At 40.7% G+C, this 14555-nt stretch carries 11 protein-coding genes; all 11 read right to left on the reverse strand.

Translation table 11 applies throughout. The features are described from left to right. The coding region (locus J3U75_RS10490; protein WP_267392047.1) for a hypothetical protein at positions 1 to 541 on the reverse strand (541 nt) is incomplete at its 3' end. A 21-nt stretch (positions 542 to 562) separates the two neighbouring features. Then, positions 563 to 991 carry a DcrB-related protein gene (locus tag J3U75_RS10495; protein ID WP_267392048.1) on the reverse strand — a complete coding sequence of 143 codons (429 nt, stop codon included), beginning with the start codon at positions 989 to 991 and terminating at the stop codon, positions 563 to 565. A 26-nt stretch (positions 992 to 1017) separates the two neighbouring features. Continuing rightward, the gene (locus J3U75_RS10500; protein WP_267392050.1) at positions 1018 to 3324 is read right to left on the reverse strand and encodes a type VI secretion system Vgr family protein; all 2307 of its coding nucleotides are present in this window, start codon (positions 3322 to 3324) and stop codon (positions 1018 to 1020) included. 1478 nt (positions 3325 to 4802) lie between these two features. After that, positions 4803 to 5054, reverse strand: a complete 252-nt coding sequence (locus J3U75_RS10505) for a putative T6SS immunity periplasmic lipoprotein (RefSeq protein ID WP_267392051.1) — start codon at positions 5052 to 5054, stop codon at positions 4803 to 4805. A gap of 408 nt (positions 5055 to 5462) precedes the next feature. Next, positions 5463 to 5894: a putative T6SS immunity periplasmic lipoprotein gene (locus J3U75_RS10510; protein WP_267392053.1), complete on the reverse strand. Its 432-nt coding sequence runs from the start codon at positions 5892 to 5894 to the stop codon at positions 5463 to 5465. A gap of 29 nt (positions 5895 to 5923) precedes the next feature. After that, positions 5924 to 6487 carry a hypothetical protein gene (locus J3U75_RS10515; RefSeq protein ID WP_100141412.1) on the reverse strand — a complete coding sequence of 188 codons (564 nt, stop codon included), beginning with the start codon at positions 6485 to 6487 and terminating at the stop codon, positions 5924 to 5926. Positions 6488 to 6489: 2 nt separating this feature from the next. Then, the gene (gene tagF / locus J3U75_RS10520; protein WP_267392055.1) at positions 6490 to 7227 is read right to left on the reverse strand and encodes a type VI secretion system-associated protein TagF; all 738 of its coding nucleotides are present in this window, start codon (positions 7225 to 7227) and stop codon (positions 6490 to 6492) included. Next, complete coding sequence (tssM, locus tag J3U75_RS10525) at positions 7224 to 11153, reverse strand: type VI secretion system membrane subunit TssM (RefSeq protein ID WP_267392057.1); 3930 nt, start codon at positions 11151 to 11153, stop codon at positions 7224 to 7226. The genes tagF and tssM overlap by 4 nt, the downstream gene beginning before the upstream one ends. Positions 11154 to 11312: 159 nt before the next feature. Beyond that, positions 11313 to 11801: a hypothetical protein gene (locus J3U75_RS10530; protein WP_267392059.1), complete on the reverse strand. Its 489-nt coding sequence runs from the start codon at positions 11799 to 11801 to the stop codon at positions 11313 to 11315. Positions 11802 to 11847: 46 nt separating this feature from the next. After that, complete coding sequence (gene tssL, locus J3U75_RS10535) at positions 11848 to 13194, reverse strand: type VI secretion system protein TssL, long form (protein WP_267392061.1); 1347 nt, start codon at positions 13192 to 13194, stop codon at positions 11848 to 11850. Next, complete coding sequence (tssK, locus tag J3U75_RS10540; protein ID WP_100141417.1) at positions 13191 to 14537, reverse strand: type VI secretion system baseplate subunit TssK; 1347 nt, start codon at positions 14535 to 14537, stop codon at positions 13191 to 13193. Before tssK ends, tssL begins: the two co-directional genes overlap by 4 nt. Between the last annotated feature and the right edge of the window lie 18 nt (positions 14538 to 14555).

Genomic DNA, 14555 nt, shown 5'->3' on the forward strand with positions numbered 1-14555 from the left:
ACGGATGCGGATGTTTGCGGCAAAGTATTTTGTCGTCATCTCTGGGTTCTGCTCTGGGATCGGGTGAGGCGACTGTTGGCCTTACCATTTCTTTGACAGTATGCCATAGTCCGCCTAAGAAGCCAGCCGCAACATCTACAAAACTTTTAGGTTGTTGTGGTTTATCACTGTTTGAAGTTTGCTGTGGTTCCGGTTTGATTATCCCTGCTGCTCTAGCGGAAGGTTTTGTATTGGTGCGGGTATTGGGCGATCCTGTTTTAATTTTGCCATCTTCAGATGGCGGAAATAAACCGCTAACCGAGTCTGCTAACTCTGAAATTTTGTTGCTACCTCCTGATACACCCATTACGACACCCACTACAACACCTAAAGCAAAGCCAGCAAGTCCGCCAGTGGCTAATGTTCCGAATACAGCAAGACTAGCTGCAGCTGTAATAGCAGCATAACAGGCCATTTCAACAGCTGCACCTGCTATATCTGCCAGTAATGAAGTATGCAGAAGTATATCTCCCTCTCGGGCAGCCCAATATGCCTGTCCCATGGTTGCTCCTCTCTCAAGTCATTATTTTTTAAATTCAAAATTTTGTTTAATTAATTCCCAATGGGCTAATTCCGCTTCGCCCAGATTGGTATTTTTTACATAACTCATCGCAAACATAGTTCGAGTACCGGGAATAAGACATACCAACTGATACTGGAAAACTTTTTCTGCACCCTTAATAAACTGGTTACTTAACTCAAATGCCTCAATATTCTGATTTTTTCCGAAACTGATTTTGTTTTTCTGATGAAATTTCAATCCTTTTACAGAGCTTTCAAGTCGTTTTAACTGGTCATCCAGACTGGATTCGAGTGTTTCTTCTTCTCCAAGTTCGCTGCGACTCAAAACCAATGATGTACCTAAATTTTTGAATTTGATAATATTTAATGAAACATCTTTAATGTCAGGGTCTGGAATCTGAAATTCGGTATCATTTGTTTGGTATTGCATTAAGTTGCCCTTTATGTTTTTTTATTTTATGCCGGTGGTGAAAATATCTGATTTACTGCACTATCAATATTGCCTTTATCTCCATCAGAACCAGGTTGAGCCGCAGCACTTCCCCCGTCCATATTCAAATCCAGTAGTTTACCAAGTGTATTAATCTGGCCACTTTGTGCTGCCGTGATATTGAAATTTTCACAGGTAATATTAAATTGCCCATCGGCATGGAGCTCAAGTACAGTTTTTCCGCATGACAAGCGTATGGTTGTCCCTGCAGCAAGTACAAAATCATTACTGACACTAGTCGATTTGTTTTCTCCAATCAAAACTGTGTCATTGGCTTTAACAGCACGAAGACAATCATTACTGATCAAAGTTGTACGGTCGTTGCCTACGCTAATGACTTCATCATTACCAATTGATTTTGTACGATTATTTGCTACTGAATGACTTTCATCATTATTAACTTCAATACGCTGGTCTTTTTCAGCATGCAACCAGAGCTCCTCTTGCCCCGGTTTATCTTCAAATCGCAAAGCATTGGCATTATCAGGCCCGCCTCCGATCGAATGACTGAACATTCCGCTTTGAGTTTTGTTGTCAGGTAAACCCCATGCTGGCATGGTATCAGCGTTGTACACTCGGCCAGTGATAATTGGTAAATCCGGATCACCATTTTTAAAATCAACAATGACTTCCTGACCTATTCGCGGTATCTGCATACCGCCGAACCCCTTACCTGCCCACGGCTGTGTAACACGTACCCAACACGAGCTGTTTTCATCCCACTGGCCGTAACGATCCCAGAGAAATTGCACTTTCACTCGGCCATATTTGTCTGTCCAGATTTCCTCTCCTGCCGGACCTGTCACAATGGCACTTTGCGGGCCATGGGTATGTGGTTTTTTTATAGTACGCTGCGGACGGAAAACTTCACTGGTTGGTAATAGTTCAAAACTTGTGTTGTATCCGAAATGTTGTCCCTGACCACTGTATTCCCCCATATCCTCAATCACAAGCACACTTTCAACAACCAGATATTCTTGATTTGCTTCAACTGTAGGGCAGTTTTCTAAATTGAAAGTACAGCCTGTCACCAGGGTACGTATATTGCCACTGCCATAAACTCGGCTGCCTAAAGATTTCTGCGCTTCCATACGTACTTTAGTCAGGAATTCGCCTTCGTCTTTTTCAAAATAATCACCAGGCCATTCATAATGCTCATAATCAGGATGCCCAGTCTCACGTGGTTTAGCTACTGTACTTGTAAGTTTGGCTTTTGGTTTCTGAAAATCGAAATCATCTAATACCCATTTACCGGTACGCAGGGATTCTTTCGCTGCAATAGTATGGATAAACTCTTCATCCAGCTTTAAACCCTGCTGATGAAAACTTACAGATGCAGCTCCGGGACAAGGTTGATGAGAACCAATAGCATCGACTAACACCAGTTTATGACTACCAGCACTATGTTCAAAGAAATAATATATACCGAATTCTTGCATCAAGCGTTGCAGGAAATCATAATCGGTTTCACCATACTGAACCTGAAAATTGCGCTTCGGATAAGTTTCAGTAAGTCGTTTTTCCATCTCAAATGGATACTCACTTAAAACTTCATCGATAATCTCTACTACGCTTTTATTCTGAAATATCTTGTAATCACTGGTACGGGTAGCCAGCTCTAGCCATGGCTCAAGACGCAGCTCATAAACCACACCCCGTCCCTGATGCCCCACAACGCGAGCAGCCGTAACCAACCCGCTGATATAGCGTTTACTACCGTTTTCAAGCTCTATATCAACAGTCAGATCCTTACCTACCATTGATTTTAATGGCAAATTAGAACCAGGCGCGAAGTAGCCAATATTCAGCTTATCAGGAGTCTTAAGTTGAATGGTGTAGCTAAATAACTCACTTAAAGTTTCTTGTCCGTTCATACTGGCAAAAGTAAGCATACCGGCAGGGACGGCAGCACCACTGACATTCACTGTACGTGTACCACCACTGCTTCCACCAGTTACAGCATCCACAATATCCTGTGCACTAACAGGTACCGAACTACCTGCTACTGCTGCCTGTGCTGCTTTCATCAGTGGAGATGCTGTCCCTATGCTTCCTATAGCCTCCATTGCGTCTGTAGCTGTATCTATGGCTTTTTTAGTTTGAGCGATAGTCGTATTAGCTTTTTCTGCCAATTTGTCCGCCACCTGTTCAACACCATTTTGCACCAGCTCTCCAATATCTGGAGATACTGTTTGGTTGCTTACAAACCCAGGTGTACGGGTAAGTGAACTCACCGGCAGAAGCTGTTCATCTGACTCTGGTTTTATACTCATGGTTTTTCCCCATCATTATTGCGCCATAGATTTAATTACATGCAATATCGGCGCATGTTTCAGTATTGATTACTTATTCAGCGGACGGTATTTTTCCAACATGATATGCAAACCCATTCTAAATGGTTTAAATCAAATAATTATTTAGAAAATGACTTTCTGAACCAGATTATTTCTTCCAGCAAGTGCGATTATTGACGTTTCTTGAATAGCAAACTAAACCGGTGCATAAAAGACAAAAATATTTTTATCTGGACGCGTCTACCGTTAACTTATGTACTATCTCCATCTCTCCAATATTGACTGATTAACCCGCCTGAATACAATTTACATCTGGCTATAATTTTGGCTATTTCATATTGCAAATAAGTTTGTACTACTCTATTCAATATTCACACCGCACTTTAATCTCCCAACAATAAAACCTTTATTGAAGAAAAAAAGATGCAAAAAATGTTTAATCATTCAGCATTAATTTAGCATAAATATTTGAAACACCTTTTAACCAAATAAAACCTTATTATATATAATATTTACACAATATAAGACATTATTTTTGAAATAAAGCGAATTTATAGATTTCTAAATTAATCTTTTACAACAACTTAACTATCTGCAAATCTGGTTGATTTAGAAAATGATAAGCACAGGCATCTATGATTTAATTTAGTTTTCAATTTACAGCAAACAGAATAATAAGATTTTGACATAATTATTAATATCTAGTCATAATGACAAATTCAAAATTCTGTATTTTTTACTAGTGGCAATAGCTATAAATCATATATCTTTGAATGCCAGTATATGAGGTATTCTCCAGACTTATTTCTTGGGCGACAGTTTTAATACATCATATTTTCACTTTATAGGAAAATTATCCGAACCATCACAAAACAAATTTCTATTTTGATTGTAATGGTTATTAATATAAGGCTAATGTTTAGAATTAATCATAATTGTTTCTTCATAGTACTCTGAAAGCAAACGATTACATCTACCGCTGTAACCAACCCGTAAATATTAGATATAATACAATTTTCTAAGACAATGCCATTTTAATAAGATTACTTTACCTTTTTTGGTTCTCAAAATTGCTTTTTGCTGAAAATAATAATTGCAATTTAAAATCATGATTATTTTAATTTATTTTCGTTTAATTATATTTTTTTTCTCTCATATTCCATTTAGTAAAAATTTAGCTAGATTATCTATATTTAGATTTGTCTTGGTTCGAACATCTTTTGTTCTAATTTATTTGATATATTTGGATTTTTCTCCCGTGGACAGCCTATATAAAATTATTGAATAAACAAAAGCTTTTAAAATTGAACTCAACCCTCAAACATACTGCTGAGTGAACATAATATATTTCAATTAGGCAGAATACTACTCGAAATGTATTTGCTTAAATATTAATTATAATTCTTAATTAAAGAGCCAAATTCATTTGATAGTATAGAAATATGGTTTTTATTTATTTATTTTTTTCTAGCACTAGAATCTAACCATAATTCAACATTACCATAATTATCTTTGAAAATACGAAATTCTCTTGCCCATGTTTTTTGCGTCATATCCTTTGATTCATCGTTTCCTCTGATACTTGATTCAAAATTGATTGAATACACAATATTGTTCTGAAAATGATAGTCAAAGCGTATACACTCTCCTTTCACAACATAATATTTTTTTGGTAAGCTAAAATTTAGCGGATCAAAATAATCTTTCATCCATAATTGCCCGACACCTTCTTGAAATACCTCTGTCGTTATTATGTCAAACTGTTTTTACGATCAAAATTTACCAGTGGCGCCGGTATACTAATGCATGGCAGTCCATTATTTTTTAAAATAATATCTGGTTTAGAAACCATCGGGCGATGAAAATAACACCCAGTTATGTACAATAATATGAAACTAACCAACAGGTACATATTCAATCTTAGTTTCATTTGAATAACACTTTTCTATCTATTGGATATTCCAAAGGAGCTAGACTAAATTAAAGATGCAGATAAAATAAAACTATCTGTAAAACTCTTCAATTGCAGATAAATTTTCTATTAGATATTTGATTTATATAATTTTTTTACAAGAAAAGCAAAAATTCAAAACATACTATTTGTAGATTATTTTTATTTAATTATTTTCTCTAGCTTCAATATCTAATAAAAGTTTTGCCGAGCCATCAGTATTAGTTGTAATTCGCAAATCTCTAGCCCATATTTTTTGGTCGCCATTTTCAAACTCCTTGCTTCCACTGGCTGCAGATATAAAACCAATAGAATAAACGATATTTTTTTGAAAATGGTATTCAAAACCTATGCACTTACCTGCTTGAATTTTATAAGGTTTTGATGAGTCATAATATTTTTTTTCCCAAAGCGTGCCAACACCTACTTGAAATACGTCTGCTGTTATTAAATCAAACTGCTTGTTTTTATTTAAAAAATTAACTTCGTGCAAGGGTATACTGATACATGGCTGACCATCTTTTTTTAGAGTAATATCAGGCGTATACATCATTTTTCGATGACAACTAAATCCTGTGACTAAAGGTAATATGCTCACTACCAATATCCAGTTTTTCAATTTGCTTTTCACTCGAATAACGCCTTTTGATCTTTCGGATTTTTTAGAAATAGTGACAGCGTGTTGCTATATATTTTCATCCAAAAATCTTTTCCATATTGTTTATTTGTAAAACGGTCACCTTTATGCTTTTGTCTTGTTCGGTCATACCAAGAATCAAACCCAAATCGATCCAAAATATAATAATCAGACAAAATGCATGCCTGTTGTTCCATTCTATATCCAGACAATAAATTTCCTTTTTCTAAATCATAATTGTACTCTATCGCAAAACTAAACAAACCGCGAATTTTAACTGACATTCCCATTTGATATTGCCAAACATGTGTCATTTCATGCATAAACCAGTGAATATAATCAACTGTTTCAATTGAATAATCCTCTCTAAAATGTGTTTGTGGCCAATATAATTCTCCATTGGGTGTCATAGCTGTATTTTCGTCCTGAAATCGTAAATATTTATCGTTATGAATTCTGACAGCGCTTGTCGTGATTGCCGTTTTAAATAACGATGTCACCATAGATATTTCTCCTGTTGTCAATAACCGGGACGCTCCTTTTTTAGTTGGCATTTTTATTCCTTCCAAACACTATTGCCTAGGCTTCTTGCATCTAGAAATCCGCCCCTTCCATCTTGCTGCCAGAACCACCCTTCTGCGGACAATGACTCCCAAACCACGTGCGGCCAATTAGCCCAAGGCAAATAATGTACACCGCAAAATTCGGTATCTTCCTCTTTTGTCTTACCTGTCAGTTCGCGACAGGCCGTCTGATTTCCTACTTGTGCTCTGGCAAACCAGCCACCCCATTTTGGACTATGAATTTCCCACAATTTATCTAATTGACTAGCTAGATCTTTTGTATTTTTTTTGGTTGGTTTGACATATCCTGCCACTAACTGTGCCAGCCAATATAGCCAGCCCAATGGTGTGTTCAGATATCGTTGCAGCCATGACTGATTGACTGTCTGATAAATCACCAAAGGATAAGAACGACCAATGCTGTCTGCAGAAGGACTCATCACCCCGATTACCCAGGATCGTCCTGAAAATGGCAATATTCCGGGAGCTAACACAAAACTCCATGGTAAAGCATGCAGTACGGGACTTTCCTGCCCAAAATCGGGCGTCAGGTACAGCCAATCATGTTTATCCTTAATATTATCTTTTTGAGGCTGCAGCCATTCCTGCTTATTCAACCATATCCGCCATTCATCAATTTCCTGTCCTTGTGCTCTATAGCGAACATAATCGCCCCTGTCGGGTAATTTTCCCCAAATAGCAGGTGACGAGATGCGCGGTATACCTATCATGGCGTACTACCTCCTACTGGGCAGGTAAATCCACGTAATGGGTTGTTTGCACTCTGTAGATTAAAATCTACACTGGAAGATATTTCGAGCACTACACGGCGACCATCAAATTTAAACTCAACCAAATGGCGGCTGTCACTCATACTGCTGATGATTCGGCCTTTGTTTAGCAGCCGGAAAAGCGCCCATGGCCCGCTGGTGATAATTGTTGAGCTATCCTGACGTATGCGCGGATTGGCCGTTATTTCAGCCATGGAACCATTTCTCGGACCTGGCCAGGTAATGTGTAGTGGACGCACCGGTCCATGCATATAACGTTGTGATTGTCCGTCAATATCTATAATCAAGTCTGTAATTGTGGGATCCAGTTCAACAACTTTAATATCCATACTCCAAGACATTTTCCGAGCTCCCTGCTCCTGAAAAAATGCTTCCCGAATGCGTTTTGCCTGCTGGAACGGTGCCAAACTTGGTCCCGGTAAAGGTGTGTTGCTTCCTTCAGATTGTTTGTAACGCCATGGATTAGAAGTGATGTCTACTTGTGATGCGAGCTGTTTATTGAAAAAATCGTCAAGCAGTCCGCCACTGGCAAATATACGGTTAAAATCGTCCGCACTTACTTCCTGATTACTGGCCGCAAAGGGATAACGGCCATCAATTACATTGCGACAATTTCCGCCTATCATGGCCTCCATTTGCCGGCTAAGTACCTCTCCTGATGCCAGATTCAGTTTACGGGCCCCTTGATTGGTTAGATCGAGCAAGATATTTTGTAAAGGTGCTGGCATTTTGACTGCTTCAAGCCGTAATTTTTCTGCAGCATCAATTTTGGGAGGTAAAGTGTTAGCAGCTAAAGCATTATCTGCTATCATTAATTGATTGTAATATTCATTGAGCAGACTCAGTACGTTGTCTAATTTCTGCGGCCTGCTGCCTGCATTACTGTTTTGCATATCGGCAGCGCCGGTGACAACTTCGCGTAATGCAGCAAATCGATTATCGACTAGTGTTTTTTCTAACTGCTCTTCAGGACGTACATTTTTCAACAATTTGGCTGTCTGTACGGCTTCACGGGTATTGCCTGATAATCGTTGCTCGGCTCGTTCAGCCAGAATTTTTTGACTGGTATTTTTGTCCATAGGTGGTACCAGCGTTGTTTGTTCTACAACTGCTTTGGAAAGCCGCATCAGTGGCGAATCGGGAGCAGCAAATGTACGCAATGTCTGTAAGTCAAAAGCCAGACTGGGACTATTGTCAGCACCGGTACTATTCACGCTGTGAATATCTTCAAGAAAAGCCTGCCAGCGCGAAGTGTATTCTGTTAAATAAAGCCGCCGCACCTCTTTGATTAAAGGGTCATCATCTCCGTTAACCTTCTGAACCAGCTGCTGGGCACGTTCAGCAGTTTTTTTTTGAGAAGCAGCAGTTTCCCTGCCCATAACCCATTCGTCATCTGCATAAGCGGCAGCAACAAATTCAGAGATGCGTTTATCAAATAAATCCCTATAACCCTGTACAGTAAACAGGCCAGGAATACCGCGATCAAGCGGTTCGCCACTGGCACGAACAAAAACCATACCGGCATCAGCACCTACTGCACGTACAATCGTAAAGTCTTCTGGTGCCTCATCACTCATGGCAACTTTGGCTCGGTCGTAGATTCGCTCGGTACTGGTACTACCTTCCAACAACTCCCTTGCACTACGAATCAAGGCATCATTTTTGGCAAATGGCGAATGTATGACACGGCTACCATCAAAAAGTGCACCCAGATGCTCATAAATACTGGCACTTCCACCAAAAGCTGCAGCGGTATCGTTTTGTTGCCAGTCTTTCAATATCCATGCCTGAATTTCAGCAGCGTTAAACTTATCCTGATGATCTGCATCCAGATTAAGTAGCAGATAGACACGTAAGGCATCATAGGTTGCTTTAGTATCTTTCTGTGCAATAGCATTGGAAAGGGTACTTTCAACACCACGAACCACAGGTGGCAGTAGCAGCTGATCCAGTAGCTGGTCATAAGTGGAGGCGGCGCTACTGATTACCGGCGGTACGCTATACAAACCATATCGGAAACTGGTTGGTGGTTTATCCGGATCTAGTCCGGGGTATGCAGCCAGCTCACGGGCTGAATTCAAAATATCTGGTACAGCTGTTGTAGTAGGCTTACGGGAATAAACGCGCACTTTTTCAGCAAGCGCAGCTGCTTTAACATTAACTGCTGCAAGATAATTACTATTTTTACCATAACTGGTATACATACCCTGTACTAGCCAAAGGAATATAATCAGTACCAATAAATGACCGGTAAATCGCATTACGCGATAACGCATTTCCCATTGTAGATTGGGTTGAACCAGGTTTGGCTCCTGAAAAATGAGTTTGGTCAGCAAATCATGTAGAAAATAGCTGCGATTGCCTGTAGGCGGTACTGTATTTGCATAAAGGCTGTTTTTTTCAGTATATGCTGGGTCACGCTTGATAGCCCGCCATAAACGTTGCATTAGGGATAGGCGATCAGCTGTAGCATGAGCTGGCGCTTGAGCTGCACTAGTAAAATACACACCTCTGAGCGTATTGTGCAATTGGGTTGCATCAAATTTAGAATCAAGAAATACGCGTTCTATAATATCTAGTAATGGTTCAGCAAGCGCAGCAAATTCCTGTGGCAGAGCATAAAGATTACATCTGCGCTGTACATCGTATTCTTCCTGTAAACGATTATCTACACCCTGATCTAGTCTTTGCGTTAGTAGCTTCAGCTCACTTTCACAATTTGAACGCAGCTTATCAAAATCATTTTTTTGCTGTTTCTGATCATACGGTAAAGTGAAACCCCATATTTGTGCACGCCCCTCAGTAGTTAGGGAGTTAAAGTAATCGGTGAAACCAGGCAGAAGATCCATTTTGGTTACCACCAAATATACCGGAAACTGAATACCTAATTCGGTTCGGAGCTCTCCCAGACGCGCTCTTAATGCTGCCGCAGCAGTGATACGCTCAGCTTCAGATTTACCGGCCAGATCAGCTACATTGACTGTTAAAAGTACACCATTAATTGGTGCGCGCGGACGATATTTGCGCAGAAGACCGAGAAACCCAAGCCATTCCTCAGCATTACGGGAAGTAGTATCAGCAGAACCGCCATCATCATGGCGAACATAACGTCCAGCAGTATCAATTAACACGGCTTCATTGGTAAACCACCAGTCACAATGTACCGTGCCGCCTTTGCCGGGCACCGCAAAGGCTTCCGCTGATTGTCCCATTTGCTCTGCCAGTGGAAATTGCAGGCCAGCATTCATTAAAGCTGTTGTTTTACCATCACCGGGCGCACCAATAATCATGTACCACGGCAGCTCATATAAATAGCGTTTACCTTCAAAAATACGGCGTATACCAAGTCCCGGCTTACCAATACGCAATTGCTTAAGCTGCTCAACGGCACGTGAGACAATATTGGTAACCGCACGCTGATCTTCACGAGCTTCAGAAACAACAGGTTTATCGCCACGCGGACGCAGAATTTTTTGCAGCAACTGCTCATCTACACGTAAAGCCAACCATAGTCGGTACAAACCATACAGCGCATAACAAAACAAAACGATGCCAATCAACATGGCTCGAGTCCATGCTGGTGCAAATGGTTTGGTCTGACCATATGCAAGCAGAGGCGCTGCTTTCCATATCAGTACACATAAAGCTGCAACCCAGATAGCCGATAACGACCAGTTCTTAAACCATAGAAACAGAAATGCGAACAGAATCAGAATGGTGACAATGCGCGTAGACATTGATGCAAAAGGATGCAATCCACCAAACGTCAGCAAAGGTCCCACAAACCAGACTATCAGTGCTAATAAAATAATACCGATAATTGCCAGCATGCGGCGGGAAAAAAGAAAATCTAAAATTTTTTGCATGTTATTTGCTTTAGCTATCTATCTAGGCGGGTTGATAATAAATTTTTACTGAGGTATATGACCTCTGCACAAATTCAGTTGCTACCACCTATGGGTTTATGCCCTACAACCTTTTTAAATTAATACTATTTTTTAACTGGAAGTTTCCAAGTTCTTGTCTTAATACTTCGAAAATTTATCAATAATTGCTTGTGCGCGACGGCTTCCGGCGTTTTCAGTAAATAAAATCTGTAATTTACTTCCTATCATGACTACAGAAAATGGAACCAGAATTTTGCTGTGCTTAAAAAAACGAGTTTTGCCCAGTGATTTTATAGCTTGTGCAGCGGCTGTTTCGTCTGAATAGCTGAGTTCTAAAAATCCCACTTGTATAGGTGCAAGTGCATTATCTGATGAAATGCTTTGTAAATTAATGCCATAGGCATTATGCAGTGATGTTCCAAGCCTGCTATCAAGATTATGACGAATAATATCTTTTACCTGAGCATCCGAAATTCTTGCTGCATTTACTGGTTCAGCCAACTGCTGCCTGATTTGTTCAACGATAATTGGTTCATCATTATCCAAAACAGATGCAAAAGATATAACACTAAACAAGCCTAACCAAATACATAAAGAAAGCTTGACAATATTATTCAGTAACCGCATTTTCATACCTTTTTTAACGGCGAATGTAATTAATACAAAATTTGGTTCACTCAGTTACCAAAATATCTACACGACGATTTTTTGCACGGCCTTCTGCTGTATTGTTATCTTCTACTGGTGCACTATCACCCAAACCGACAATTTTCAATCGTGATTCCGCTACCCCTTTGTTTACTAACAAAGCGGCCACTTCTGCTGCCCTTTTTTCAGATAAAACCTGATTAGAAGGAAATTCAGCAGTATGAATAGGTTGATTGTCAGTATGTCCAGTTACAGTCACAGTACCTGATACTTTGTTTATTTCACTGGCTACTTTATCCAGTACTGGCATTATTTTGGGATTTACTGTTTTCTTGCCCGGAACAAACATGAAATCACCAAGAAATGTTACCTGACTTTGCTGAGCATTTTCATTAACGCTGACTACACCACGTTCAATTTCATCTTTAAGTAAAGCTTTCAGCCGCAATACACCAGTCGTTACTGGTGGTGGCACCGCTTTACCTATAGCAGCAATTCGTTGTTGTAATCTTGTATCAGTATCCACAATCTGAAATTTAAACCAGACAAAAATGGCCAATAACAGACAGCAAAAAAATACAGCACTGATCCATACTGGCAACGAACGCAGTCGACGAAACTTACCAGATGCATCTGCATACCAGTGTGGAGATAAATCCCGGGCAACCGGATCCCGGCCACTGCTGATGATGGATAGCAATTGCTGACGAATCAAATCAAGCTGTTTACGCCCATCCGGACGAACACTATACCGCCCTTCAAACCCCAAACTTAAAATTCGGTAGATGACTTCTAATACGTCTCCGTATTCAATTGGATTTGGAGAAAGACGGCCAATTAATAGAAATATTTTTTCGCCACCATAGCTTTCGTTATGAAAAACAATGAGCAGGCTTTTTCTAGCCCATGCTCCTCCACCTCCCCATGATGTTTTATTGGCAGCCTCATCCAGAGCTGTGCAAACACAATAACGTACCGCCAGTACGTGTTCACGCCTCAAATTTGCCCGATCACATAAAGTTTGATAAATGTGCACTTCGCGTATAAGCAGTTCACGCAGACTTTCAATGCCATTATCGTATGAATCAAGTTGAGCCGGCATATTGGCCAGTGCGAGCAACAAGGGCTGTGCTGCTTCCAGCAGAGGATTATCGGCCGCTTCAATTGCTGCCAGACGTAATTTACTGTCTGGTCCTGCATCGATATTGTCTGCCAATTTGGCTGATTGTTGTTCTCCGAACCAAGATGTATCCGCAAGACGCTCAAACTCATAACCATGTTGTGATTGTGATAAAGACTCTGTAGCTGAAGCATCAGGTATTTGCTCTTTCTTAGCGCCTGTACCATTGAGAATGGTATCGAACTCATTCATTGATCACGCACTCCCCAAAGTTCAATTAGTAAGCCAGGAAATTCACCGGCAATGTGCATGGCCAATCCACCGTAATGAGCAATATGTTCCCATAACGGACCATCACGTAATAGCTCAAAATAAACATAGCCGGCATTAAAAGGAATCTGACGGGGAGGTACAGGTAATGCCTGCAATGCCATCCCCGGTAGATGAGAACGAATCAGCTCCGGCAAACGATCTGAAGGACCTATTTTGGTCTGTGCAGCAAATTGATGTACCAAAATATCTGGAGGGATCTGAGCCTTAACGGCCAATACCAGAGCATTAAAGCCACGCAGTTCTGTGGGTTCAACCACTGCATTCTTGACTCCGTAAGCCGCATCCTCTAGTCGAATATGCTGCGCACTACGAATCAATACTGCATTTAACAAATGCTGAACATCATCGACAACTGGTTTCAGACAATAATAAGGTGCATCATGACGATATGGTAAATGCTCAATTGGGCGCCGTGTATGTGGTCTAACGAAAGTCGATAGCTCACCTGCCATGCAAATCAACTGCCGATAGATAAATTCCGGTGAAGTGGCGCCAACTTTCTGCACATGGTGTAGTAAAGGTTCATAACGGTTTAGAATTTGCAAAAGCAAATAGTCGGATACCTCAGCCGCCTCTGAGCCTTTACCTTGTCTGCCTGTAAGTCTATCAGCAAGTGAATCGGCTCGCAGATGTGTCAAATCATGGATCTGTGAAAGCCAGGTCTGTAGCAAGGTACTGGCGGTATAGTGAGTAACAGGTGGGATGACAGTGCTGTCTATCTCAACCCCACCGTCTGCCCGTAAAGTACTGATACGGGCAATTGGCAATCCTATCCAGGCATCTGTCAACGCTTTCTGCGGCATCAGCCTTAATCGCAAATGGCTGAGCTGAACTGTTTTTGCGCCAAGTCCGATAGAGTTTGCATCTCGCACATCGCTTTCAAATACAGCAAAACGAGCAAGCGACTCCGAATTATCTTCAAAACTGGTCTCTTCAGCATTTGGTGTGCGGATAGGCAAAGCAAGATAAATTAGTTGTTCAAGATGCTCTGGCTGAATAGTCAACGGCGGAGGCAGCAATGTGTGCCCAGGCGCTTCAAAAGGCGTACCGTCGGGAAATACACCAGCCACATCTTTTAATACCAGTTTACCTAAATTCAACGCTTCGTGATCTATATCGTAGCGACTGAAACCCCAGAAAAAAGGCGATAACGGCACACTGCGACTATGTGCAAAATGTTCCAGATAGCGTTCTTGTTGCTGGAAAATCTGTGGCAGCAGAAATTGCCCTTCACTCCAGACTACACGGTTATACCAACTCATTTAGAGAAATTCCTCTGC

Source organism: Snodgrassella sp. B3088 (genome assembly GCF_026535815.1).
In the GTDB taxonomy this organism is placed as follows: Bacteria; Pseudomonadota; Gammaproteobacteria; order Burkholderiales; family Neisseriaceae; genus Snodgrassella; species Snodgrassella alvi_E.

Coding starts and splice junctions, on each gene's coding strand:
- J3U75_RS10495 (WP_267392048.1), bottom strand. CDS start 991: ATGCAATACCAAACAAATGATACCGAATTTCAGATTCCAGACCCTGAC.
- J3U75_RS10500 (WP_267392050.1), bottom strand. CDS start 3,324: ATGAGTATAAAACCAGAGTCAGATGAACAGCTTCTGCCGGTGAGTTCA.
- J3U75_RS10505 (WP_267392051.1), bottom strand. CDS start 5,054: ATGAAAGATTATTTTGATCCGCTAAATTTTAGCTTACCAAAAAAATAT.
- J3U75_RS10515 (WP_100141412.1), bottom strand. CDS start 6,487: ATGCCAACTAAAAAAGGAGCGTCCCGGTTATTGACAACAGGAGAAATA.
- tagF (WP_267392055.1), bottom strand. CDS start 7,227: ATGATAGGTATACCGCGCATCTCGTCACCTGCTATTTGGGGAAAATTA.
- tssM (WP_267392057.1), bottom strand. CDS start 11,153: ATGCAAAAAATTTTAGATTTTCTTTTTTCCCGCCGCATGCTGGCAATT.
- J3U75_RS10530 (WP_267392059.1), bottom strand. CDS start 11,801: ATGCGGTTACTGAATAATATTGTCAAGCTTTCTTTATGTATTTGGTTA.
- tssL (WP_267392061.1), bottom strand. CDS start 13,194: ATGAATGAGTTCGATACCATTCTCAATGGTACAGGCGCTAAGAAAGAG.
- tssK (WP_100141417.1), bottom strand. CDS start 14,537: ATGAGTTGGTATAACCGTGTAGTCTGGAGTGAAGGGCAATTTCTGCTG.